23 protein-coding genes and 1 tRNA gene are annotated in these 24,469 nt (G+C 59.7%); 8 read left to right on the forward strand and 16 right to left on the reverse strand.

Annotated features, from left to right (window positions below; translation table 11 throughout):
- Positions 1-93: 93 nt before the first annotated feature.
- Positions 94-957 (forward strand): endonuclease/exonuclease/phosphatase family protein, encoded by an 864-nt coding sequence (locus EDE09_RS14105; RefSeq protein WP_132411094.1) that lies wholly within the window; start codon positions 94-96, stop codon positions 955-957.
- A 39-nt stretch (positions 958-996) separates the two neighbouring features.
- Here the strand turns inward: EDE09_RS14105 and EDE09_RS14110 are convergent, their stop codons facing one another.
- The 4 genes from EDE09_RS14110 to rplU all read right to left on the reverse strand — a co-directional run bounded on the left by EDE09_RS14110 (position 997) and on the right by rplU (position 2,956).
- Positions 997-1,584, reverse strand: a complete 588-nt coding sequence (locus EDE09_RS14110) for a GNAT family N-acetyltransferase (RefSeq protein WP_132411096.1) — start codon at positions 1,582-1,584, stop codon at positions 997-999.
- Positions 1,581-2,216 carry a GNAT family protein gene (locus EDE09_RS14115; protein ID WP_105372154.1) on the reverse strand — a complete coding sequence of 212 codons (636 nt, stop codon included), beginning with the start codon at positions 2,214-2,216 and terminating at the stop codon, positions 1,581-1,583. The genes EDE09_RS14110 and EDE09_RS14115 overlap by 4 nt, the downstream gene beginning before the upstream one ends.
- A gap of 128 nt (positions 2,217-2,344) precedes the next feature.
- Positions 2,345-2,614: a 50S ribosomal protein L27 gene (rpmA, locus tag EDE09_RS14120; RefSeq protein WP_105372153.1), complete on the reverse strand. Its 270-nt coding sequence runs from the start codon at positions 2,612-2,614 to the stop codon at positions 2,345-2,347.
- A 30-nt stretch (positions 2,615-2,644) separates the two neighbouring features.
- Entirely contained in the window at positions 2,645-2,956 is a 312-nt protein-coding gene (rplU, locus tag EDE09_RS14125) for a 50S ribosomal protein L21 (protein WP_105372152.1), read from the reverse strand.
- A gap of 316 nt (positions 2,957-3,272) precedes the next feature.
- Here rplU and EDE09_RS14130 point away from each other — a divergent pair.
- A tRNA-Ser gene (locus tag EDE09_RS14130) sits at positions 3,273-3,362 on the forward strand.
- A gap of 232 nt (positions 3,363-3,594) precedes the next feature.
- Positions 3,595-5,127, forward strand: coding sequence for a hypothetical protein (locus EDE09_RS14135; protein WP_245505138.1), 1,533 nt, complete (start codon positions 3,595-3,597; stop codon positions 5,125-5,127).
- 30 nt (positions 5,128-5,157) lie between these two features.
- On the opposite strand, the gene EDE09_RS14140 is transcribed toward EDE09_RS14135, so the two are convergent.
- Positions 5,158-6,396, reverse strand: coding sequence for a glycosyltransferase family 87 protein (locus EDE09_RS14140; RefSeq protein ID WP_132411098.1), 1,239 nt, complete (start codon positions 6,394-6,396; stop codon positions 5,158-5,160).
- A gap of 246 nt (positions 6,397-6,642) precedes the next feature.
- Here EDE09_RS14140 and EDE09_RS14145 point away from each other — a divergent pair, with 246 nt between their 5' ends.
- A complete protein-coding gene (locus tag EDE09_RS14145) occupies positions 6,643-7,470 on the forward strand; it encodes a RibD family protein (RefSeq protein ID WP_132411100.1) in 828 nt (275 codons plus the stop codon).
- Here EDE09_RS14145 and EDE09_RS14150 read toward each other — a convergent pair.
- The 4 genes from EDE09_RS14150 to EDE09_RS14165 are packed head-to-tail and all read right to left on the reverse strand — an operon-like array spanning position 7,429 to position 10,630.
- Complete coding sequence (locus EDE09_RS14150) at positions 7,429-8,214, reverse strand: class I SAM-dependent methyltransferase (protein ID WP_165924174.1); 786 nt, start codon at positions 8,212-8,214, stop codon at positions 7,429-7,431. The genes EDE09_RS14145 and EDE09_RS14150 overlap by 42 nt on opposite strands.
- Entirely contained in the window at positions 8,211-9,257 is a 1,047-nt protein-coding gene (locus EDE09_RS14155) for a glycosyltransferase family 4 protein (RefSeq protein ID WP_132411104.1), read from the reverse strand. Before EDE09_RS14155 ends, EDE09_RS14150 begins: the two co-directional genes overlap by 4 nt.
- Positions 9,254-9,652: a 6-carboxytetrahydropterin synthase gene (locus EDE09_RS14160; RefSeq protein ID WP_132411106.1), complete on the reverse strand. Its 399-nt coding sequence runs from the start codon at positions 9,650-9,652 to the stop codon at positions 9,254-9,256. Before EDE09_RS14160 ends, EDE09_RS14155 begins: the two co-directional genes overlap by 4 nt.
- Positions 9,653-9,661: 9 nt before the next feature.
- Complete coding sequence (locus EDE09_RS14165; protein ID WP_245505139.1) at positions 9,662-10,630, reverse strand: zinc-binding alcohol dehydrogenase; 969 nt, start codon at positions 10,628-10,630, stop codon at positions 9,662-9,664.
- A 300-nt stretch (positions 10,631-10,930) separates the two neighbouring features.
- Here EDE09_RS14165 and EDE09_RS14170 point away from each other — a divergent pair, with 300 nt between their 5' ends.
- Together EDE09_RS14170 and EDE09_RS14175 are read left to right on the forward strand one after the other, a co-directional pair.
- Positions 10,931-11,716, forward strand: coding sequence for a CDP-alcohol phosphatidyltransferase family protein (locus tag EDE09_RS14170; RefSeq protein WP_132411110.1), 786 nt, complete (start codon positions 10,931-10,933; stop codon positions 11,714-11,716).
- Entirely contained in the window at positions 11,706-12,455 is a 750-nt protein-coding gene (locus tag EDE09_RS14175) for an FkbM family methyltransferase (RefSeq protein WP_132411112.1), read from the forward strand. Before EDE09_RS14170 ends, EDE09_RS14175 begins: the two co-directional genes overlap by 11 nt.
- A 1-nt stretch (position 12,456) precedes the next feature.
- Here the strand turns inward: EDE09_RS14175 and EDE09_RS14180 are convergent, their stop codons facing one another.
- The gene (locus EDE09_RS14180) at positions 12,457-13,347 is read right to left on the reverse strand and encodes a lysylphosphatidylglycerol synthase transmembrane domain-containing protein (protein WP_132411114.1); all 891 of its coding nucleotides are present in this window, start codon (positions 13,345-13,347) and stop codon (positions 12,457-12,459) included.
- Positions 13,348-13,632: 285 nt separating this feature from the next.
- Here EDE09_RS14180 and EDE09_RS14185 point away from each other — a divergent pair, with 285 nt between their 5' ends.
- Positions 13,633-15,066, forward strand: a complete 1,434-nt coding sequence (locus tag EDE09_RS14185; RefSeq protein ID WP_207914844.1) for a sulfatase-like hydrolase/transferase — start codon at positions 13,633-13,635, stop codon at positions 15,064-15,066.
- Between the two features lie 12 nt (positions 15,067-15,078).
- Here EDE09_RS14185 and EDE09_RS14190 read toward each other — a convergent pair whose 3' ends face one another.
- The 5 genes from EDE09_RS14190 to kynU all read right to left on the reverse strand — a co-directional run bounded on the left by EDE09_RS14190 (position 15,079) and on the right by kynU (position 21,383).
- Positions 15,079-15,792 carry an ABC transporter ATP-binding protein gene (locus EDE09_RS14190; protein ID WP_105372123.1) on the reverse strand — a complete coding sequence of 238 codons (714 nt, stop codon included), beginning with the start codon at positions 15,790-15,792 and terminating at the stop codon, positions 15,079-15,081.
- Positions 15,789-17,561, reverse strand: a complete 1,773-nt coding sequence (locus tag EDE09_RS14195) for a branched-chain amino acid ABC transporter ATP-binding protein/permease (RefSeq protein ID WP_132411115.1) — start codon at positions 17,559-17,561, stop codon at positions 15,789-15,791. The genes EDE09_RS14190 and EDE09_RS14195 overlap by 4 nt, the downstream gene beginning before the upstream one ends.
- Positions 17,562-17,564: 3 nt before the next feature.
- Positions 17,565-18,599 carry a branched-chain amino acid ABC transporter permease gene (locus EDE09_RS14200; protein ID WP_132411117.1) on the reverse strand — a complete coding sequence of 345 codons (1,035 nt, stop codon included), beginning with the start codon at positions 18,597-18,599 and terminating at the stop codon, positions 17,565-17,567.
- Between the two features lie 302 nt (positions 18,600-18,901).
- Positions 18,902-20,017 carry an ABC transporter substrate-binding protein gene (locus tag EDE09_RS14205; protein WP_105372263.1) on the reverse strand — a complete coding sequence of 372 codons (1,116 nt, stop codon included), beginning with the start codon at positions 20,015-20,017 and terminating at the stop codon, positions 18,902-18,904.
- Positions 20,018-20,189: 172 nt separating this feature from the next.
- Complete coding sequence (gene kynU / locus EDE09_RS14210; RefSeq protein ID WP_132411119.1) at positions 20,190-21,383, reverse strand: kynureninase; 1,194 nt, start codon at positions 21,381-21,383, stop codon at positions 20,190-20,192.
- A 174-nt stretch (positions 21,384-21,557) separates the two neighbouring features.
- On the opposite strand from kynU, the gene EDE09_RS14215 reads away from it, so the two are divergent.
- Positions 21,558-22,478, forward strand: a complete 921-nt coding sequence (locus EDE09_RS14215; RefSeq protein WP_245505140.1) for an alpha/beta hydrolase — start codon at positions 21,558-21,560, stop codon at positions 22,476-22,478.
- Here the strand turns inward: EDE09_RS14215 and EDE09_RS14220 are convergent.
- The gene (locus EDE09_RS14220) at positions 22,471-24,468 is read right to left on the reverse strand and encodes a CocE/NonD family hydrolase (RefSeq protein ID WP_132411121.1); all 1,998 of its coding nucleotides are present in this window, start codon (positions 24,466-24,468) and stop codon (positions 22,471-22,473) included. The genes EDE09_RS14215 and EDE09_RS14220 overlap by 8 nt on opposite strands.
- Position 24,469: the final 1 nt, after the last annotated feature.

Consider the following 24,469-nt stretch of genomic DNA (forward strand, 5'->3'; position numbering starts at 1 on the left):
TGCCGTCTATCTTGTGTTAGTCGGAGCCTCGTTTCACGATGGGCATCCGGTGGGTTTCGATATCGCCGGTTGGGGCGGAGGTCAAAGATTATCATGAAGTTCGTGAGCTATAACATCCAATACGGGATCGGAATGGATGGCAGGTTTGATCTCGGCCGCATCGCAAAGAGCATTGAAGGCGCCGACATCATTGCGCTTCAGGAGGTGACGCGGGGTTTCGTAAAGAACAATCACGCCGATCTCGTCGCCTCCTTTGCCGAGCTTTTCTCCGACTACTTCCACGTCTACGCCGCGCCCTGCGACGTGTTGCTGGACATCTCCGTCGAGAACGGTCGCCGCATCGAACGCCGTTTTCAGTTCGGCAACATGATCCTGTCGCGCTGGCCGATCCTTGCCACGCGTCATCTGCTCCTGCCGCGCAGCCGTACCATCGACAAGCTCAACCTGCAGCGGGGCGCGCTGGAAGCCGTCATCGCTGCGCCCGATGGTCCGGTACGCGTCTATTCCGTACATCTCGATCACGTTTCTCCGGATGAGCGGCTGAGCCAGATCCGTTATCTGAAGGACCGGGTCCTCAATTTCGTCGCCGAAGGCGGGGGCTTGACCGGCGCGGCGGAAGAGGGTTTTCCGGACCCGCCCCTGCCGGAGGATTTCATTCTGATGGGCGACTTCAACATGGAGCCGGAATCGCCCGAATATATCGCCATGGTGGGGCGGCAGGATCGCTATTACAGCCGAAGCCTGCGCGCCAATGAGCCTGTCGACGTACTGGATCGCCTCGGGCTCCTGTCGCCGCAAAGTTTCACCTGGGCAAAGCCGCCTGGTGATGGGCCGGTCAAGATGCATTTGGATCATTGCTTCGTGAATTCTGGACTGGCGCCGCGGCTGAAAAATGCCTGGGTGGATCACAACGCGCTCGGATCAGACCACTTTCCGCTCTGGATTGAGGTCGATTGAGATCCGGCGGTTTTCCGCCGGATCTCCTGGTTTCGGGCTTCACGGTCGGCCAGGGCGGCGGAAATCCTCCGCCACCAGGATGGTCTCGATGTGAGGCACCATGCGGTTGCGCGACAGGCAGAAGATTTCGTCTGCATCGGCGATCCGGAAGCCCAGCTTCTTCTGGACGTGCAGCGATGCGAGGTTGTCCGCAAACGCTCCGGAATGGAGCGTTGCGTCAGGCATCCGCCGGAAAAACCGCTCCAGCACGGCCGCGGCAGCTTCGGTCATGTAGCCGCGGTCCCAGTAAAAGCGGTTCAGCCAGTATCCGAGATGCCATCCGCCGGTTCGCAGTTCGATGGCCACGACGCCGATATGGACATCGTCGCCCGTCGTGACGGCCAGCGTCCAGTCAGGCAGAATGCCCGATGTCTGCGGCACGAGCCAGTCCAGCGCATCCTGCCGATCATATGGCTGGGGTACGCGTGACAACATGCGGCTCACCTTGAAGTCGGAAAGCGATTCCGCGATGGCCGTTGCGTCCGCAATCCGGTGCGGCCGCAACAGCAGCCGCTCCGTCGTGATAACCGGGCAAGGTCCCGGCAATGTCGCCAGCGGAGCGGGCTTTTGAAGAACGGCGGCGTTCATCGCAGTTCTCCCCAGCTTCTCAACGACATCCAGGTTTTGCGGTCGAGCCGGAACCATTCGACGGCGACCATGCCGCCAAGGGCCATGCAATCGATCATGCCGGTCCCCTGAAACTGGAATCCACATTTCTGGATCACCCGCTTGGAGGCAATGTTGGTGACCCGGCAACGGGCATCGATGTAGTCGATGTGGTTGCGGGTGCGAAAGGCCATGTCGATCAGGATATGTGCGGCTTCCGTGGCATAACCTCTGTTCCAATGAGGCTCACCCAGCCAATAGCCGATCTCCAGCGTCCGTTCGTCCTGGTGGGGTTCCAATGCGCAGCAACCGAGGAAGGCGCCGTTATCACCTCGCGTAATGGCGTAGACGCATTTGCCGATCTCGCCGGCTTTCGTGCGTCGCACGAAATCGGCAGCGTCTTTTGCCGTATAGGGATGCGGCATACGCGACACCATGGTCGCGATATTCGCATTGTTGGCGAGATGGGCAAGTGCGTCGATGTCTTCTTCGTGGGGTGCGCGCAGAACCAGTCTCTGCGACAGTAAGACGGGGCAATCGCTTCTCGACCGATCAGGTCTTAACCGTTCCTCTGGCGGCCGGGATTGGCTCGCCCTCAATAGTTCGCCTTGCATGTTCAGTCCTCCTGCTGGGGGTAAAAGAAAAGGGAAGATGGTGGTGTCCCATCTTCCCTTTTTCTTACTGAACCTTGGACGTTCAGCCGGGTCGATGTGACACCGGCTGCTTGAAACGCTTACCGGCTTTATTCTGCTGCTTCGGCTTTCGGCATTACAGACACGTATACTCGGCCATTGGCCTTCGTACGGTAATTCACGTTGCCTGCCGTAAGTGCAAAAATGGTGTGGTCCTTGCCGAGGCCGACGTTCTGACCCGGATGCCACTGCGTGCCGCGCTGGCGTACGATAATGTTGCCCGGAATGACGGCTTCGCCGCCGAACTTCTTCACGCCAAGGCGCTTGGACTGAGAATCGCGACCGTTGCGCGACGAACCGCCAGCTTTTTTATGTGCCATTGGAGTTCTCCTTTACCCTTCGAAACCTGATTAACCGAGGATGTCCGTGATGCGGACGACCGTGTGATGCTGGCGATGGCCCCGAATCCGCTTGGAATTCTGGCGGCGACGCTTCTTGAAGGAAAGGACCTTCTTGCCACGGTTCTGCTCGACCACTTCGGCCTTGACCGTCGCACCCTTGACGAACGGGGCGCCGATCTTGGCATCGGCGCCTTCGCCGATGATCAGGACTTCGTTGAATTCTACAACTGCGCCAGCTTCGGCTTCCAGCTTTTCGATGGTAAGCACGTCATTGGCTGCTACGCGGTACTGCTTACCGCCGGTCTTGATGACTGCGAACATTTTTTATCCTTTCATGTTCGGTCCGGCTCTATCCCGATTAAGGATGGCCGTCTTTTTGTCAGTCGGTTCTAGCAGAGGTTCCAAAGAGAAATCTTTCGATCCGTCTGCCGGTGAGGTCTGGTCGGATGCCGGACGGCTTCCTCACAAACAAAGAGGCATGGAATCTTTTCCACGCCTGATCGGGTGCGGGCATACGCGAGAGACAAAAAACTGTCAAGATAAAAGCTTGGCTTCTCTTGATATTGGCCCCTTGCCAGTCCGAAGTTTCATCGCTATGAGACAGCCCGCGCTGACCAACGCGTCATCATGCTCAAGCGGAGAGGTGGCTGAGTGGTCGAAAGCACCGCACTCGAAATGCGGCATACGGGCAACCGTATCGTGGGTTCGAATCCCACCCTCTCCGCCATTTTCTACTTCGCCCGCCAATGAATAAGCTGCAGCTTGCAGTCGTTCGATGGTCGGGTCGAACTCTCGATACCACTCGCCTCGGCCTATGCAAAAGATATAGACGCGTATCCGATTGAAGGGTCCGGCGCCGCCTTTTGGGCTGCTTGCCGGCGATGCGCGTATGGCTTTCGATGCGATGGCCGCAAGTTTCAAGCCGAGACAGCAGCAGGTCCGCTTTCAAGGAGAGCCAGGTGAACCGTCGCACGCTGCTGCAACTGTTGTCGAGTGCCGCCATCACGCCCTTTCTCGGCAGTTCGAGCAGCGGTCCGGCACTTGCGGCCGCTCCATCACCCGGCCGCTTGGCCCTGAATATAAGCGGCATGTCCTATTGGGCCGCGGAACAGCCCTTTTCCAATCTTGCCCACAATGCGGCGCGCTGGCGGGTCCAGATCAAGGACGCGCCCTTCACCTGGGACACGCCGCTGCCTCCGATGACGGAAGACGGATACCCGACCGTAGTGCCAGAGGGGTCGGTGATGGATAGTTTCCTGATATTCACCGAGCATCGCAAGCACCTGCCTGTCGAGCTTTCGGTCCACTATGACGGGAAGGGCCGAATGACCTATGTCGGTGGCGGCGAACTCGAGGCCCGGTTTCCCGGACGCGACGATGTCAGGAATCTGAGGAAGCCGGACGCCTTTACCGGCCGTATATTGGAAACCGACCCTGCGGATCCGATTCGCAACATTAGGGTCTACGAGCGCGGCCCGATACCGAAAAGCAGGTTCAGAGAGCCGTTTCTGCAGAGGCTCAAGGGCATGTCCGCCCTGCGCTTCATGGACTGGATGGGCACCAACAATTCCAAGGTGCGGAGCTGGAACGACAGGCCGCGACCCGGACAATTCGGTCGCTCTGATCTCGGGGTTCCGCTCGAATACATGATCGAACTCTGTAATGAGGTGAAAATCGATCCCTGGTTCAACATGCCGCATCTTGCCGATGACGATTATGTTCAGCGCTTCGCCGAGCAGGTCCGCAAGGATCTCGATCCTAGTTTGAACGTGCATGTCGAATATTCCAATGAGGTCTGGAATACGATGTTCGATCAGGCGGACTATGCGGGAAAACAAGGGCTGGCGCTCGGCTTTTCGAACGACGGCTACCAAGCACAGCTTCGATATTATGCCCATCGCGCGACGCAGATCATCTCGAGATGGGAAGATGTGTTCGGTGCCGACAGGCATCGGATCATCGGCGTTTATTGCGCCCAGGCGGCGAACGATTGGACGAGCACGACCATAATGTCCTGGAAAGGGGTGGAGAAACACGCGGATGTGCTGGCCATCGCCCCCTATTTCGGCGGCGGACTTGGAGCGCCGGAGCAGGCGGACGAAGTCTCCACCTGGCCGCTCAGCCGGATCTTCTTCGAGTTGGCAAAGGAAATCGAGACGGAAAACAAGAGATCCATCGAAACTCAGGCGGAAATCGCGCGAGAGCATGGCGTGAAACTTTATGCCTATGAAGGGGGCCAGCACCTCGTCGGTTTCGGCGGCGCCGAAAACAACGAAAAGCTGACGGATCTGTTTATCGCCGCCAACAGGGATCCCCGTATGGGGGAGCTCTACATTCGGCATATCCAGAACTGGTGGGCGGCCGGCGGCGATCTGTACGCGGTTTTTGCCTCTATGGGCGAACCCAGCAAATGGGGAAGCTGGGGGCTGCTGGAGATCGAGGGTGCGAGCCATCCGAAATGGGAGGCCGTACAACGGCTCTTGGAGAATTGATTCGAGATCGTTGCCAACGACTGCGACAGATCAGGCTGCGACGGAGGAATAACGCTTGTTGGGAGCTGCAGTGCGACTGATCTCGTTGCTCCAGACGATTACCGCCAGGCAAAGCGCTGCGAGGATCAATGTGCGTGAATGGACGATGAGCGGAATGTCGATATCGCGAAGCAATCTCTGCGGTATGAAGAAGCCGAGCGCCAAAATGGCGTAAAGGCTCAATTTTGCAAAGCTGGCGCTATGGAGGACCATCATCATCCCGTAGCTCCAGAGCAGGATGACCGCGACATAGTCGTAGTCGTGCGCATAGAGAAACGTGAATGAAAGCACGAGCAGTGCGTGCAAGATGACCGTCTGGTCGAGATGGCGCCGGTACCTGAATAGAAGCGCCGTCCCCGCGAGGCACAGCAGGATCAGCCACAGGCGGTCCGGCTCGAGCCCGTGCGCGACGAGAAGGCTTTCCATGCCGACGACGAAGGGCGAGCCCGGTGCATTGATGGAAACGTGCGAATAGCCGCCAAGTGAGGTCAGCCAGCTTTCGAATGGTTTCAACGGGCCAAGGAGCAGTGCGCCGGGGAGGGTCATGAGGCCGGCGAGCGAGCCGCCTACCAGAACCATTCCGATATTCGCCGACATGAGCAGCCAGATGACGTAGAGAACGGAAAGCTGTGGTTTCAGGGTGGCAAAAGCAAGAAAAACGCCCGCCGTCACCCATCGGTCCTTTTGCCGGAAATGCCAGGATAACAACAGTGCAGCCATGACCGGCAATGTCATCTGTCCCTGGTACAAGCTGGTTGCAGTGTAGGGGTTGCCGATGATCAGAGCCAGCGCCAAGGCTTGTGCAATGGTCATGCTTCTGAAGCTCTTTATGTTCAGAAACCATTGGTTGGCGCAGTAGCACATGGCCGCAATGGCGCCCAAGCAGATCGCAATATGAAGGGCAAGGGCGATAGATTGCGGAAGAAGGCCAAACGCGACAATAATCGAGAGTGAGTGTGGCGGGTAGGAATAAGGCTGCGGGCTATTCATGAGCGCGAGCCACGGATCGCCGCCTTGAAGGAACAGGCCTCCCGCACGATAGAAAACCATGAAGTCGTCGCCGATTGGCCCGGCCTTCATCACGCCCTGTATCCCAACCGCGTAAAGCATCGCAAAAGCGAGCGCCAGAATCGCGATCGATATCAAGGGGTTGGAAATCTTGGCGAAGCGTCCTATCGCAATCATCAGATGATGCCCCAGGTTCAGAGGATCAGTGTCGCTTTCGCGCATTGATCATCTGATAACTGGGTAAGCCCCGTGAGGCGAGTAAGGCAATGAGATGAGGCTAAGCCTTATGGCGAAGGGGTAATCGGACTCAGATCCGGCCGCCCCGGACCCGCATCCTCCGGGTTGACGGGTCTTGGGAGTATCCACAAGGTGAGTTTCTTGGGATGCGCTAAACCTATATAGCATAGGCAACGGAACTTCTTTTTCGTCGCGGCATTTCCAGTTTCCGGCCGGCTAACGAGGCGATGGATGCAATCAGTCAGAGTAACCGACGAGATGTGGCAGCATCTGCTCTCGCTTCGCGAGGGCCTGATCGGGCCTCGCGTGCTTTCCCCGGATGCCGACGTCTCCTGTCTGCCCCTTTACGCCCCGATCGCCCGGCGGAGTGGGCAATTCGTCTTGGCACAAGTCGGCCAATCGCTCGATGGCCGAATCGCAACTCCGATGGGGGACGCCCAGGATGTTTCAGGATCCGACGGGATCGCCCATCTGCACCGTTGTCGCGCCCTGGTTGATGCCGTCGTCGTCGGCGTCGGAACGGTGGTGGCGGATGATCCGAGCCTTTCCGTTCGCGTCGCACCCGGAAAGAGTCCTGTGCGTGTCGTGGTGGATTGCAACGGACGCATGCCCCGCCGCGCCAAGATGCTGAACGACGGCGGGATGCCAGTTATCGTCATACAGGCGGACGACGTGGCACGCCGCAATGGCGGGCATGAGCTGATCTCATTGCCACGACAAGCGGATGGCAGCCTGTCGCCCCGCGATATTCTTGCGGCCCTCACCGAGCGAGACCTTACCTCCGTGCTGGTCGAAGGAGGGGCAAACACGATCTCGCGCTTCATCGACGCGCAATTGGTCGATCGGCTGCATGTTTCCGTCTCACCTATCATTATCGGCTCGGGGCCGGCAGGTATCCGGCTCACGCCAATCGATCGGCTTTCTCAGGCGCGCCGTCCTGAAGTTCAAGTGTACAACATCGGCACCGATATCGTTTTCGACTGCAATCTACGTGTCGAAGCCCAGCGGGCGGCGGCATTACCGGATTGCGAGGATATCCTGATGGCCGACACGGCATGAACATTCCCGCCGATCGATCATCGCGGTCCGGAATTCTGCCCAGTCATCGACCTCAGCTGCATCGAGCAGGCCATATTCGTGAACTGCGCGGATTATTCCATCGAGAAAGAGCCGTTGCAGCTCCGCGTCGGCCGCTGTCATGATCCAAGGCGATGCGGCAGTCTTGACCGAATAGCCTCTTTTTCGCAGGCATTCCGACAGTGTTTGCCACGCCGTCGGTCCGAGCGATAGGCCGAATCCCTTGTTACTCAACTGATGGGCATTGAAACTCTCCATGATCGCCTCATCGAGGGCATGTGTTGTCGACCAGTGCATCTCGCCGTCATAATTTAATGCGGCATAGAGGCAGGCGCCGACTTCAGAAATCTTTTCGACAAATGCCAGGATGTATCGTTCGGAACAGAGATCAAAAAGCGCCGACGCCGTCACCAGACCAACATCGGCAAGCGGCAGTGCTTCCAGATCGTTCAGATCTCCGCAGAGGAACTCCGCTTCGCCCAGGTGGCGGCGTCGGGCCTCATCCAGCAGTTGCGGATCGTGATCGAACAGCCTCCAGCGGCAGTTTCCGCCTATCTTGGGTGAAAGGGTGCGAAAAGTCGAACCGGTGCCGCATCCGATGTCGAGAATGCCGTCCCTGTTTGTGTTCCTGACGGCTTCGATCGCTCCGGCCAGCAAGGCCTGATCGCGGGAGCGGACGTCTACCGGCTCCCGCAAGGCAAGCCATGTCTTGCCGAAGCCGGTCACTGCACCGCCTCCAGATAGTCGGATATGACTGTGGCCGTGTCTTTCCAGGACGGCAAACTTGCGCCCGCAATCGCAGCGGCGTCCGCCATGGCAATGCGCGTCTCGGGTTCCTGCAACAGTCGGCGCAATGCGGCAGCAAAAGTCTCCGGATCATCCGGAGGTACAAGGAAGCCGGCGCTTTCCGGCACGACATCCGGAACCGCACCGGCTGCGCAGCCGACAATGGGCAGGCCTTGTGCGAGCGCTTCGGCAAAGACCATGCCATAGCCCTCATACCGGCTGGCGAGCGCAAAAATGTCGGCTTTGGCGAGCTCGCCGCGTACGTCGTCCAACTGGCCGGCAAAGTCGATCCGATCGCCCAGGCCCGACTGGGCGACCTGTCGTTCCAGTGCCACCGTGACGCCTGGATCGAGGGTCTTGCTTCCGACGATGCGGCAGATCCAAGGCAGGCCCTGGATCTTTTCGAGCGCGCAGATCAGCACGTCGTGGCCCTTGCGGCGGGTCAGGGTGCCGATGCTAAGGATCAGCGGCGGGTCGCCCCCACCGACTGCGAGGGGCGCTGGATCGACCCCCGGGGTGGCCACCGCGATCTTTTCGAATGGTACCTGGTAGTTCGCCGCGAGTTCCGCAGCGGTGGCGTGGGAGGTGACGATCACCCCATGCGTATGCGCAAGCGCGGCCGCCTCCCGTGCTTTCAACTCCTGTTGCCTCACCTCGCTGAGCCCCGTTTCCAGAGCCAAGGGGTGATGTACAAGGGCCAGTATCTTAAGCCTGCCAGCCTCTCGTGCCGCCCATTGGTCCATGACCCCGAAGGCAAGCCCATCGACAAGGACAAGGCTTCCGTCCCGACACGTGTCCGAAAGAAGCTGTCCTGCATCGGAGAGTTGGGCGCTGCCAGGATTTGGGAAACCCTCGCCAAGCGAAACCAGCTGAATATTCCAACCGCGTTCGGCAAGCGATGCGATGACGCGCCGGTCGTAGCCGTATCCGCCAGTGCGGGTTTCAATATCCCCAGGGTAAGCAAAGACGATATCTCGGTTCACAATTCCGCCTCATACCAGCCTCGAGCCATGTGGGATTCGTGTAGCATAACCCGCAGCTTGCGAATGCGCCCACCATCTCTCCCCAATCGACCTTTGCCGATCGCCGCGGCGATACGGTCGAAAATGTGCTTCGCGAGAAATTCCGTCGTCGTTATCCGGCCTGAGAATATCTCGAGCGTGTCCAGATTCTGATAGTTCAGCGGCGCGAGGACCTCTTTCAGAACATCAATGGCCAGTCCGATATCGACGGCCAGTCCATTTTCGTCGAGGTCTTCGGTAAAAAAGGCGGCATCGACCACGAAGGTGGCCCCGTGCAGGCCTTGTGCAGGCCCGAAAACCGGGCGGGGAAGGCTATGCGCGATCATGACGTGATCACGGACTTCGACGGCGAACATGAGATTTCCTCAAAAGCGAATGCGGTGGCAGAGTGTGGCGGGAGAGCCGATTATGCGTGCATAATCGTCAGCCAATGTCTGGAAGGCGGTTTCTCCCGAAATCAGGCAATCGAGTTTGCCGTCGGCAAGGAGCTGAAGGGTCTTCGCCATTCGCCGTCCAGCATTCCAGCGAGGGCGGTGGTCCGGCGGCAACGTACCGACCTGGGAGCTGACGATAGAAAGCCGCCGGGCGTGGAAAGCGCCGCCCAGGGGGATTTGCGCGGATTGCCCGCCATACCAGCTAGCCTCGACGATACGGGCTTCACAGCCGGCATGATCGAGGGCGGCGGCAAGCGCTACGTCGGAGGCGGACGCGTTGATCAATACATCGCAATCTTCAGGGACGGAATCCGGCAGGGTGAAGCGGACGCCCAAAATTCTCGCGGCTTCCAAACGGTCCTCGATTATGTCGCAAACCATCGTTTCGGTGCCGATGATCCGCGATGCCAGATAGGCAACCATCAGCCCGACAACGCCGGCGCCGAAGACGGCAACCCGATCACCCGGCTGGATCCTCGCGTCCCAAATGATATTGAGAGCGGTTTCCATATTGGCGGCAAGGACAGCCCGTTCGGGCGGAAGATCCTCCGGCAGGGTGTGGACGGAACCGGATGGTACGCGAAACCGATCCTGATGTGGATGAAGACAGAAGACAGGCCTTCCCACCAAAGAGTCAGGTCCCGCCTCCACGACACCCACGGCGGCGTATCCGTATTTGACGGGAAAAGGGAACCGGCCAGCCTGATGAGGCGCCCGCATGCGCTCATACTCGCTTTCCGGCACGCGTCCTTCGAAGACGAGGGATTCGGTACCGCGGCTGATGCCGCTGAAAAGCGTACGAACCGTGGCTTCGCCTCCCGCTTCCGCAGGAAGGGCTTCGGAACGCAGCATGCAGCGCCCTGGCCCTTCGAACCACAGCGCACGGCTCTCATTCGTCACGGCTGCTTCCTGAGCTGTCTCACGCCTTGTCAAACACCAGCCCCTTTCACTCCTACCAGTTCACACCTAGGGACTTAATCGATGGCGGCAAGGGAGCGTTTCCGCGAGAGGGTAAGCGCCGTATCACGTTTATTTGACAGGGCTTTCAAAATCCAGCCTTGGCGGTTCGTCGTAAATCTCCCCATCTTGCTCATGAGGAGCTTGTCATGAATTTTTCACATAGTCTTTCGGAGAAGGTGGGCGGCGTCACGCTTGTCCTCGACTTTTTGGGTTGGGAAACCTTCTTGAAGAGTCGTTGCGATGGCTGAGTGGACCGGTGCCCATCGTCCGGACGAAATGTTGGCCCGCAATGCCCGCCGCTCGCTGTTTATCGATGCCGCTGCGGCCACTTTGGCCGTCGGGGTGGTTCTTTTGGCAAGCATGTATTTTTTCGGCGACCGTCTGGGGCTTGATACTCCGGCGATCAGCACCGCCTTTGCCATTTATGCGGCAATCTCGGCGGTTTCACTTGGTAACCTCGAGGCGCATGGGCACAGTCGGTTCGGCTTCGCCAATGTCATTACGACGATCCGCGGCGCGGTCACGGCCGTTCTGGGTGGGTTGTTGCTGGCCTCAAGCGGGTTCGGCCATCATCCGGAGACGTTGTACCTTACCGGAGTGGTGGTTTCGATCGTCCTTGGCCTGGACGGGATAGACGGCTATTTCGCACGCAGAGGCCGCACGGTTTCGCCTTTCGGTGCGCGTTTCGACATGGAGATCGATGCTCTGCTCATCTTCTTCCTGTCTCTGGCCGCCTTCCTGTTGGACAAGGCCGGGGCCTGGGTGCTGCTGATCGGCCTGATGCGTTACGGCTATGTTGGCGCCCAGGTGCTCCTTCCTGGGCTTCGTGGGGATTTGCCGCCTTCCACCCGACGTCAAGCAATCTGCGTCGTGCAAGGAATAACGCTCTGCCTGCTCCTCTTTCCGGTGGTGGCGCCGCCAGTGTCCGGCCTGCTTGCTGCAGGGGCACTTGGCGCGCTCACCTACTCCTTCGGTGTCGATGTGGCGTTTCTGCTGAACAGGAACGGGCGCGGCCATGCGGGCTGATTTCGCGGCTTCCCTCGGGTTTGTCCGCTCGTTGCTCATCTACTACGGCCAGCCCTGGCGCCGTTCGGCGCTCCGACGCTTTTATGCAGACTTCATCAGGCCGGGCGACTTGGTGTTCGATATCGGTGCGCATGCCGGCAGCCGTAGCCGAACGTTGCTTTCGCTCCGCGCCAAAGTGGTCGCGCTCGAGCCGCAGCCGATATTTGCCGATTTCGTCCAAAGGACTTTTGCCGGCGAAGACCTTATCCTGCTGCGTAAGGCCGTAGGGAAGGAGGCGGGAAGCGTCGATCTGCATATTTCACGGATGCATCCCACCGTAACCAGCATTTCGTCCGCCTGGATTTCGAAGGTTGGCAAGACCGCAGGCTTTCGCAACGTCACCTGGGATCGGGTCGAGCGCGTCGAAATGACTACACTGGACGCATTGATCGCAGAGTTTGGCCTTCCGCGTTTCTGCAAAATCGACGTGGAGGGTGCAGAAGCCGATATCATAGCCGGCTTGCATCATCCGGTGCCGCTTGTCGCCTTCGAATATATTCCCGCCACCATGGAGATCGCCGAAGAGGCGATCGGCCATCTGCGGAGACTTGGGCCATATCTTTTCAATCGCGTCGAAGGAGAGCGACATCATTTCGTGCGTTGCGAATGGATGTCTGCCGACGACATGTTGATCGAGCTATCCCGGCTGACCAAAGATAATTCGTCCGGCGATATCTATGCACGGCTTGAAGGGGGATGATTCAGGCCCGCTTTTTGCCGAGCGCCGCTGAAATCAAGACAATGAGACCGGGCGTGGCTCCCGCCAGTGCCAGGAGGCCGTAGAGGATGCTGGCGGCAACTCCGTCCGAGGCCGTGTAACCGAAGAGGGGCCAAAGCGACGCTGCGGCCGTTTCACGGGCTCCCCATCCGGCGATCGTGGCCGGTATCAACATCGTCAACAGGCCCAGTGGAATGGCGGTCACGGCTGCAAGCGCCGGCAGCGGTGCGCCGACAGCTGCTGACGCGACCATAAACATGGCAATGTAGCTTCCGACGATCGCAATGCTCAACGCCGTCTGCAACAACCACGCTCGCTCCTGCAGGAAGACCTGGGCAAAGGCTGTATGGAGCTCTTTCGTGTATGGCGCGATCCTTCGTGGCGGATAGCGAAAAACAATGAGGACAGCCACCGCCCCAGCGGCGACGAACAATGCGAAACCTTGAAATGGAGTGCGCAGATTTTCCGGGATCATTCCGCCGTCGAGAAGGGGCCAGATCAAAATTCCGAATGCCGCAATGAGAAAGAATATGCCCTGACCGGCTACCCGCTCCAGGATTACCGCCTGGGCCGGAACCTTCCAACCCTCTTTTATTCCGGCGCGGTTACGGAAGGCTCGCAAGGTATCGCCTGCCACGCCGCCCGGAAGAAGCTGGTTGAGCAGCGTTCCCAGGTAATATTCGCCGATTGCCCGGCCTCGATCCAGGCCTTGCCCAAGCCTCGCCGCCGTAAAGCGCCAACGCAAAGCGGAAAGCACGATCTGAACCTGGACCAGAATGAGCCCTGCTATAACATGAACAAGGCTGGCCGATGACAGATCTGCTGCTATTCGTCGTGGATCGGAACGCCAGATCACGGCAACGAGAAGTGCCATAGCCGCTATAATGCCGATAAACTTCAATAGACGCATAGCGTGCAACAATGACGGAGAGAGGGACGCATGAATGAATACCGGCCTTTTCGCGCGCGAGGTCGCAACGTTCTTCCACAGTATCATACGCGTCCCGCTGTAAACCGGTTTTCCACTCTTCGGATCACGATTTCGTTGTTGTTGGTCGCTCTGATCCTGGCGCTTCCATCCAATCCGCAGTCCCTCGTGGACCTTTCTGACGTAAGATTTCCACTCGAAGTCGCGGGGCTTGCATTCCTGGCGTCAACGATGAGTGGCCGGTTTTTGGCCCTCCTGCGCTGGTCAGCCACTTTGCTCGCTGGCGCAATGCTGCTTCTCAAATTGGCGGACCTTGGCACCGGCATTGCCTTCCAGCGGCCGTTCAACCCGTATCTGGACGTCAAGATCCTAACCGACGGATGGAATCTCCTGAGCGGTGCGGTGGGGGCCAGGGAGGCCGTCGGAATCATCTGCGCCGGTCTGCTTGCTTGGCTTCTGGTTGTTGCCCTGCTCTACTGGTCGCTCGGCGGCTTCCGTAATCTTTCAAGCCAAACGCGGCGGCGATTAGCAATCGGAAGCGGCGTCCTTTTGCTCGTCGGCCTGACGCTGTTTGCTGTACAGGATGATAACCGCCGCAATCTCGGCGTCGACGCGCCGACCTTCCCCTACATCGTCAACCGGATCGACATGATAAGGGAGTCCAATGCCGACCTTGATCGTTTCGAGGCCGAACTGGGTCGTGATGCGGTTTCCTCCGGCCCGCATTTTGCGGCGTTGTCCGGCATGGACGTCGTGCTGGTCTTTATCGAATCCTACGGCCGTAGCGTCATCGAAGATCCGTCATATGCCCTCCGGATCCATGATCGCCTCGCTGCGGTCGAGCACGAGGTCCAAGCGTCGGGATTACAGGCGCGCAGCGGCTGGCTCACCTCGCCTACGGTCGGAGGTTTAAGCTGGCTCGCGCATGGCACCCTTCTTTCGGGGCTGTGGGTTGATAACCAGTCTCGTTATGACCGGATGATCACGAGCGAACGGCGAAGCCTCAACAGTCTTTTTCGCGCATCGGGTTGGCGAACTGCCGCAGTCATGCCGGCGATTACGCTCGACTGGCCGGAATCGGCCTATTTCGGCTATGACCGCGTTCATGCTGCCGCGGGCCTCGGCTACAAGGGAAAACCCTTCAATTGGGTGACGATGCCGGATCAATATACGCTGGCGGTCTTCGAGAAGCTGGAGCGATCACCCGGACATCGACCTCTCATGGCGGAGATTGCGCTGATCTCCAGTCATGCGCCCTGGACGCCAATTCCTTCACTGGTCGACTGGGACAAAGTAGGTGACGGGACCATCTTCAACGACCAGGCGGAGAGTGGCGATCCGGCCTCGGTCGTGTGGGCAGATCCCGAGCGGGTGCGTTCGCAATATGCAGCCTCGATCGACTATGCGCTTGAGACCCTCGGCTCCTATATGGCTCGATATGGAGAGAACACGCTTTTTATCCTGCTCGGAGATCATCAGCCCGCCTCGATCATCACCGGAGAGGGTGCGTCCCGCGACGTGCCTGTTCATCTCGTGACCGGCAACCCGGAGATCTTAAAACGCATCGACCCTTGGAAGTGGCAACCGGGCATGCTTCCCACGAAGGATACACCGGTTTATCGAATGGACGAATTTCGCCAGAAATTCGTCGAAAGTTTCGATTGATCGGGCAAGGTTTCAGGAATGCGCGCCAAGATAACTTTCCATCAACGCGGGATCGACTGCCAATTCGGCTGCGGGACCGGAACGCCGTACTTCACCGAGCTCCACCAGATAGCCTTCATCGGCAATTTCCAGGGCTGCGCGCGCGTTCTGCTCTACCAGCAGGATGGCCACTCCGGTTTTTCGTAGTTCCGAAACAATGTTCAGGATGTCGGCGACGATTCTGGGCGCGAGACCCAGGCTAGGCTCATCGAGCAGCAACAGGCGCGGGCGGCTCATCAGCGCGCGCGCCAGCGCCAGCATCTGACGCTCGCCACCCGATAGCGTACCAGCCAGCTGTTTGCGTCGCTCGGCAAGTCGAGGGAAGCGTGCATAAAGCTCTTCACGGGTTTCTCCCCGTTCAGAGGCGCTGCGCAGGAAGCCGCCGAGTTCAATATTGTCCTCGACGGTCATGGATGAAAAAAGCTCCCGCTTTTCCGGCACAAGGCATAGGCCTGCAGCGACGCGGGCCTCGACAGAGCGCGGCACCGGGACTCCATCATAGAGGATCGCACCGGTTGAGGGGATAACGCCCATGACCGCATTCAGCAGCGTCGTCTTGCCGGCACCATTCGCGCCGATCACGGTGACGATGCTGCCGGGCCGCATGGCAAGCGAAATGCCATGCAGAACCTCGGCATGTCCATACGAGACATGGATATCGGTCAATTCGAGCAGGTTCCGGCTCATGCCACGCCTCCGAGATAGGCGGCAACCACGGCTGGGTGCCTGCGGACGTCCGCCGGCCGGCCCTCGGCAATCAGTGTGCCGAAATCAAGGACGACGAGATGATCGACAAGGCCCATGACGAAGCCCATATCGTGTTCGACCAGGAGCACGCTGACGCCCTCCTGGCGCAATTTGTTCAGAAGCGTGGCAAGCTCCTGCTTTTCTCCGTGCCGCAGGCCAGCCGCGGGCTCGTCGAGCAGCAGTATCGTCGGATCGGCCGCAAGTGCACGAGCGATTTCGAGAATACGGATCTGGCCGAGGGCCAGATCGCCGGCTGGCCGGTCGCGGTATTGGCTAAGGCCGACGCGATCGAGCTGGTAGGCTGCTTCGGCGAGCAAAGTCGCCTCCTCCTCCCGGTCGAGCCGAAGGAAACTCCTGAACACCCCGGCGGAGCCACGCAGATGCGCTCCGAGGGCAACGTTTTCCAGAACCGACATATCCGGCAGGATCTTGGCGTGCTGGAAGGTTCGCGCGATGCCATGTTTGGCGATCTCGCGCGGACTGTTTCCGGTCAAAGGCTGGCCCTGGTAGGAGACGGAACCGCTGGTGAGGGAGGCGATGCCGGTGATCAAGTTGAAGGTCGTGCTTTTACCCGCGCCATTGGGGCCGATCAATCCGACAATCTGCCCGGCCTTTACCTCGAAACTTACGTCGCTGACCGCCACCAGCCCGCCAAAGGCCTTGCGGGCCCTGTCCACCTTGATGAGCGGCGAACCCGGCGGCGCAAGCGTGCGCTTTGCAAGTTTTCGTACCGAGGTGGGAATTGACCGCTGGCTTTTTGCGGGCATCAGGCGCGCTATCATGGGCCAGAGGCCATTGCGGGCAAGCTGCAGGATGGCGACAAGAAGGATGCCGAAAACGACCATTTCCACATTGATGCCGCTGCCGACGAGCTCCGGCATGACGCGCTGCAGGATCTCCTTGACGATCAGCACGAACGCCGAACCGAAGATCGCTCCCCAGATGTAGCCGGAGCCGCCGACCACGGCCATCAGCATGTATTCGATTCCCATGTTGAGGCCGAAAGGCGTGGAGTTCACCGAACGCTGCATGTGGGCATAAAGCCAGCCGGAAAGGGCTGCGACAATAGCGGCGAAAATGAAGACAATGAGCTTTGCGCGCTCGATGTTGACGCCGAACGCCTCGGCGGCCTGACCACCGCCACGCAAGGCACGAATTCCACGACCGATTCGCGAATTGAGGAGGTTCTGCGCGCCGATGGCGGTAAGGATCACAAAGATCCAGATGACGTAGAAAATCGACTGGCCGCTGAGAAGCGGATAGCCAGCTATATTTAGCGGCGGTATGCCGGTGATGCCATCGTAACGACCGAGCATTTCGATGCGCCCAAAGAGATAATAGATGGCGAGACCCCAGGCGATGGTGCCGAGCGGCAGGTAATGTCCCGAAAGGCGCACCGTCATCAGTCCCAGCGGAACGGCAACGGCGGCGCCTATCAATAGCGACACCGGTAGGGTCATCCATGGCGAGAAACCATGGGCGGTGGTCAGCACGGCGGTGGTATAGGCGCCGAACCCACAGAACGCCGCCTGGCCGAAGGAGGTCAGTCCGCCGACGCCGGTCAGCAGCACAAGGCCTATGGCGACTAGTGAAGCTAGCCCGACATTGTTGGCGAGCGTTATCCAGAATGGCGGAACCGGCAGCAGGGGAAGAACCGCGAGGACTGTGATGGCCGCGATGCCAGGCATGAGGTGCTTGTTGGCGATCATGGCTTACTCCTCCTCATGGTGGACGGCATCGATGGAGAGCCAGATCAGCACCGGAACGATCAGGCCGAACACGATGATTTCCTTGTAGTTGCTGGCAAAAAAGGACGCGAACGACTCGACCATGCCGACGCCGATTGCGGCAATGGCCGTGACCGGAAAGCTGCCCATGCCTCCGAGAATGGCGGCCACGAAGCCCTTGAGACCAATCAGGAAGCCGGTGTCGTAGTAGATCGTGGTGATCGGTCCCATCAAGACGCCCGATACGGCGGCGATCATTGCTGCCAGCACAAAAGCGGTGACGCCCGTCAACTGTGTGCGCACGCCGACGAGCCGGGCGCCGAGCCTGTTGACTGCCGTCGCCCGCAGCGCCTTCCCGAGCAATGTCTTTTCAAAGAAGAAATAGAGGGCGACCATGATCAGGATGGTCGTGAAATAGATCAGCACGCTCTGCGCCGTCACCAGCAGAGGCCCCATGGTAAAACTGCCGTCATGCAGCGGCGTAGCGCGCAAGCCTTCAGGGCCGAAGAAGATCAGCCCGAGACCTAGCATGGCGAGGTGAACGCCTACCGACGTGATCAGCAGCACCAGTACCGATGCATCCGCAAGCGGCCGGTAAGCTATACGGTAGACGTAAAGACCCATGGGCGCGATGATCAACACGGTCATCAGCGCGCGGATGACGGAGGGTAACTGCAGCGGCGCCAGATAAAGCACCGCGCCATAGATCAACAGAGGCAAGCCGAGATTGAGCGCAAAATTTCGGGCGAGCGCGTCGACCTTGAGATCGCGCCGCCATGACCAGAGGTCGAGCAGAAAGGCAGCTGCGCCGAAGCAAAGGAGCAGCTTCGGCGTTCCCGGCACATTGCCGGCATCCAGTGTGGCAAGCGTCAGTGCGCCATAGGCAACGAACTCGCCCTGGGGAATGAAGATCACGCGGGTGACCGAAAAGACCAGGACGATGGCAAGTCCCAGCAGCGCGTAAACCGCGCCGTTGGTCAGGCCGTCCTGGATCAGGAATGTCGCAATCGTCGCGTCCAAATGCATCCCTCACGCTTGTGCGATGGAATGGAGTTTTTAAGAAGGATCCGCCGAGGGCGGATAACATATTCGGCAAATACAGTTTGTTGCTGCTGACGGTTTCCAGCCCCTCATGCCGAATTGATCCGGTATCTGCTACGGCGGATCTGCGCCGCGAACGATGCCTTGCGAGAGCCTTCGCCTCGCAGGATCTCGTACGCCAGATACCGGATCAAGGCCGGATGACGAGGAGGACATGTGGCTTTCCCTGCGGTATCAACGAAGGAAAAGCCGTCACATGGGCCGTTCAGCGGTCAAATGGCCTACTTCTTCTCCGGCAGCAGCTGGAACTTTCCGTCCTTGGCGGTCAGCAGCACGGCGCCGCGCTGGTCGAGGCCATAATGATCTTCCGGCGTAAACTGGAACACGCCATGGGTCGCATTATAGGGACCGCTCGATTCTATGGCATCGCGCAGTGCTGCACGAAATTCCGAGGTGCCCGGCTTGGCCTTCTGCAGCGCGACTGGCACGGCCTTCTTGAGGATGACCATGGCATCCCAGACATGCGAGCCGAACTGTGTGCGGCTATTGGGGCCGAACTTGCCTTCATAGGCCTTGAGGTAGGCCAGGCCTTCCGCCTTGGTCGGCGAATCGTCGGGCTGGTCTTCCGCCACCATGACGGGGCCGGAAGAGAAGATCGTGTTTTCTACCGCCTTGCCGGCAATGCGCAGGAATTCGAAGGTCACGGCGCCCGAGACAACGTAGACCGGACCGGTGAATCCACGCTCGCGCACGCCGATCTGCGGCAGTGCCGCGCCGGTGCCGGAAGCGCCGATGAAGACGGCGTCGGGCTTGGCGGCAATCGCTTTCAGAACCTGACCGGAAACCGAAGTATCGGCACGGGCATAACGTTCGTCGGCCACGACTTCCAGACCGTATTCCTTGCCGGTGTTCTTGAGTTCTTCGACCCATTGCTGGCCGTAGGAATCCGCAAAGCCGATGAAGGATACGCGCTTGACGCCATCCTGCTTCATGCGCGTGAACATGCGCTTGGCGAGCACGCTCGAATACTGCGGTAGGACAAAGGTCCATTTCCCCTTGGCGACCGGTGGCGGCACCGGAGAAATGGCGAAATGCGGCACGCCCACTTCGGCGGCAACGCCGGCCGCACCGATCGCAGCCGGCGTCAGCGCCGAACCCATGATCACGTCGACCTTGTCGTCATTGGCAAACCGGCGGGCGTTGGTCGTAGCGATCGAAGGGTCGCCGGCATCGTCCAGCAAGATCACCTTGAGCTTTTCGCCGGCGATCTCCTTGGGCCAGAGCTCCACCGAATTTTTCAGCGGGATGCCGAGCGCTGCGCCGGGGCCAGTGGTGGGGATCGTGACGCCGATCGTTATGTCGGCCAGCGCGGGGGTGACGAATACGGGAAGGGACATGACGGCAATCGCCGCTATCCCAGCAAAAAACCGGTGTTTCATAAAATCCTCCCAGGACAAAGTGGGCGATCTCCTCCCGCCCGTCTGTTTGTTTACATGGAGATTGTTTCTTTGTAAACAATCTCCATGGCCGAACTCCTGGTTTGATTGGCTTTCAGCAGAAACTGCAGGGTCAGGTGACCAAGGCCCGCTGTTTGTATTCCGCGGTATCCCAAATACTGTTGGTCATGATGTCTTCCAAAACATCGACCGCCTTCAGAACATCGGTTTCCCCGATGTAAAGGGGCGTGAAGCCGAAGCGGATTGCATTGGGGGCCCGGAAATCGCCGATGACTCCGCGGGAGATCAGGGCCTGCATGATGGCGTAGCCCTCGGGATGGAGGAAGGATATCTGGCTGCCGCGTTTCTGTCCGTCCCGCGGCGAGGCGAGTTCCAGCGCGGGGCAGCGCCGTTCGACCTCCGTCACAAACAGGTCGCACAATCGGATCGATTGCCTGCGCACATCCTGCATATCGACATCCTCCCAGGCATCGAGCGCCGCATCGAGAGCGGCAAGACCGAGGATCGGCGGCGTGCCGACGCGCATCCGATCGATGCCGCCGCCCGGCCGGTAGCTGAGATCGAAAGCGAAGGGCTGTTCATGCCCGAGCCAGCCGGAAAGGGCTGGCCTTACCTTATCCGCATAGCGCGGCGCCACATAGATGAAAGCCGGAGCGCCCGGGCCACCATTCAGATATTTGTAGGTACAGCCGACAGCGAAGTCCGCTTCGGCTGCAGCCAGATCCACCGGCAGAGCGCCGGCGGAATGGGCGAGATCCCAGAGGGTCACGACGCCGAGAGAATGGGCCTTCCTCGTCAGCGCCTTCATATCGTGCAGCCGCCCGGTGCGATAATCCACCTCGGTCAGCATCAATACGGCGACTGTCTCGTCGATCGCAGTTTCCACCTCTTCGGGTTCGACGATCTTCAGCGTGTGTCCTTTGCCAAGTGAACCTAAAAGCCCGTGGGCCATGTAAAGATCGGAGGGAAAGTTCCCGCTGTCGGAGAGGATCACCTTGCGTTCCGGCACCAGTTCGAGGGCCGAGGCAAGCGCCTGATAGACCTTGATTGACAATGTGTCGCCCATGACGACCGTGCCTGGCGGGGCACCAATCAGCTTGCCGACGCGGTCGCCGATGCGGCGCGGCATCGTCATCCATCCTGCCTGGTTCCAGCCCTTGATGAGAAGCTGGCCCCATTCCTCCCTCATCAGCCTGTCGACGCGCTCCCTGGCCGACAGCGGCAGCGGGCCGAGGGAGTTGCCGTCCAGGTAGGTCGTCCCCTCCGGCAGATAGAAGAACGAGCGGGTTTTCGAAAAATCCGTCACGAGAAGCACCTTGCAGTTAGAGACAACGGCGACGATGAAGGTCAGACTAGAAGCTGGTGCCGGTCATGCAAGATGGATTCGCGCCCGGGTTGGCGGATTTCGGGCGCATTCCGATCTTGTTCAGCGCCCACGGCCGCATTAACCTTCCACCATCCTGCACCGGAAGGTTTGTTGATGATGATGGACACTGCTTCCAAGCCGGGACCCCGCCCGGAAGAGTCGGGTATTCTGGAATTCCTGAGGATTTGCGACGATTTCTATCCAGCGGATGCGGTCAATGCTCCGATCCAGCAGCAGCGCGACTGGTACGACGCACTTTGCGCCCGTTTCGACCAGCCCCTGCCGCAGGGCCTCACCTTTCGGGACGAGATGCTGTTCGTGCCGGTCCGCCACTATCGCCCGGCCAAGATAGGCACCGAGACCGTATTGCTCTATCTGCACGGCGGCGGCTTTGTGGTGGGATCGCTCGATAGCCATCATGCAATCTGCGCCGAGATTGCCGAACATGCCGGCGCCGAACTTGTTGCAGTGGACTACCGGTTGGCACCGGAACATCTCTGGCCGGCCCAGACGGACGACTGCTTCGGCGTGTTGAAACAGCTTCTTGGACAGGGAAACAGGATCGTCCTGATCGGCGACAGCGCCGGCGGCAACCTTGCGGCGAGCCTGGCTTTGCGGGCGCGCGACGAAGGGCTTCCCGGCGTTGTCGGCCAGGTGCTGATCTACCCCAGCCTCGGCGGAGACCTGGTTTCCGGCTCTTACCTGGAGATGGCGCAGGCGCCCGGGCTGACGACTGCGGACGTCGCCTACTACCGGGCGATCCTGAAAGCTCCGTCGGACGAGCCGGTGGCTCATCCGCTGCTGGCACATGATCTGGCTGGTCTGCCGCCCGCTTACATCACCGTCGCGCATTTCGATCCGCTTCGCGACGACGGATATCTTTACGCACAACGACTGAAGCGGGTGGGTGTGGAGGTCAGCTTACGCGAAGAGCCGCAGATGGTGCATGCCTGGCTGCGGGCCCGGCATATGAGCCAGGGCGCTCGCGAAGGTTTTCATGCGGTATGCGAAGCGGTTAAGCGATTGGCTACATGAGATCGCGCGGGATCGACTTCTCGAATATCTTTTCGAACACCTGTTTTTCGGCCTCATAGGCGGTCACGGATGCGCCGATCAGCCAGTCCCTGTCGGTGCAGGAAATCCGCGAAATCGAAATTGTCCGCACCGACCAGCCTGGCCGCTGCATATCGCATGTCCAGATAGCGGTGCCTTTCATGGAAAGCGGGTCATCCGGTGAGATCGACCACAGTTCCTCGCGAAGCTGGCGCGTCGAAAGCCCGGTGCCGGGACGTTCGGTAAGCCCGGTATCCTCATGAACGAGGTAGTCGGTGCGGTTGGCGGAGAGGTCGCGGGTTACGCTGCGCCTCGTAACGGGTGGCGTATGGGCGATATATTTCGGCAGGGGATCGGGATTGCCGGGCTGCTTCATTTCGAACGACTCGTGTTCACCAAGCATAGGCAGCGCGAGGCCGAGTGAGGCGATGTCGATGGTCAGTCCGGAGTTTACCGGAGGCGGGAGGATCGTAGGCCAGTAGGCCGTCGAGAGCGACAGCCGGATGCGGTGCCCTTTTCCAAAGCGGTAACCGCAAGCGTCAAGCGCCAGACGGATCGATACCGGCTCGCCCGGCGTCAGCGGTTTCGGTTCGGCATTGCCATCACGATGGGCGAGGTTGATGACACCGAAGGAGACCCGTGTCGCCGAGCCGTCCGGATGTATGTCGACCACGCGAGCGCAGAGGTTGGCAAGCTCCGCATCGGCACGAAGCGCAACGGTCAGAACCGGTTGGCCCAGATAGGCCTGCGGTTCGGAAAGCGGCATCGTCTCCAAGACGAGAGAGCCGGCATCGTCGACGCGCTGGTCCCCTGCAAGCTCCGCATCGGGCTTGAGGGTGAACCATTCACCGGAGGCCGTACCCGTATCGAGAGGCGACTTGAGATATATTTCATGCGCCGCGCTTGGGGTCGGCATGCCCTCCAACAGCGTACCGAATTGATCGACATAAAAGCAACGCATATCCGGCTTCGACCAGACCTCCTTGGAAATCCAGATCCCTGGATCCGAATCGCGGCGCAGCGCGGGCTTCGGCCCGTCGAGAAGATAGGCGCGCACCTGGGGAATGGTCTCGACGCCATTTTCCTCGCCGCGGAGCCAATGGTTCCAGAAGGCGATCGCTTCGCCAAGGAAATCGGCGCGCGGTTTCGGCCAGGCAAAATGTGGATATTTGTGCACCCAAGGCCCGATCAATGCCTTGGCCTTCTTGCCGAGACCCTCAACGGCCAGGAGCGGCGTGTTGCGATAACCATCTGCCCAGCCCGCGATCACCAGTACCGGGATTTCGATTGCCGAGTAATCTTCAGAGATCGAGCCGTGGCGCCAGAAGTCGTCTCGACGCTGATGTGTCAGCCATTCCTCCAGGAAAAAGGGTTCGTTTTCCAGCCGCTTCATCCACATCTCGCGCCAGCGCTCGCCGGCAAGTTCAGGGTCCGGCGGACGCGATTGATAGGCAAGCATGGTTGCGGCCCAGGAGAGCTGCGCCGATAGATGGCAGCCATTCTTGTAGTGGATGTCGTCATTGTATCGATCTGTCGTGGATGCGATCGAGATTACTGCCTTCAAGGCCGGCGGGCGGAGCGCTGCCACCTGCAGGCTGTTGAAGCCACCCCAGGAAATGCCCATCATCCCGACATTGCCGTTCGACCAGGGCTGTTCGGCGATCCAGGCGATCAGTTCGCAGGCATTCGCCAACTCAAGCTCGGTATATTCGCCGTCGATGACACCGTCCGACTCGCCTGAGCCGCGGATGTCGACGCGCACTCCGGCAATGCCCGCCGCAGCGAAGGCCGGATAGGTGGATTCGTCTCGGGCACTCGTTCCGTCGTGCTTGCGATAGGGCAGGAATTCAAAGACCGCAGGCACCGGGTCTGCTTCGGCGCCGTCGGGCATCCAGATGCGGGCAGCAAGCCGCGTCCCGTCCCCCAGCGTGATCCAATGGTTTTCGATGACGGTGAAAGAGCGCTCGGTCATG

The sequence above is a fragment of the Neorhizobium sp. S3-V5DH genome (assembly GCF_004343065.1).
GTDB classification, from domain to species: domain Bacteria; phylum Pseudomonadota; class Alphaproteobacteria; order Rhizobiales; family Rhizobiaceae; genus Neorhizobium; species Neorhizobium huautlense.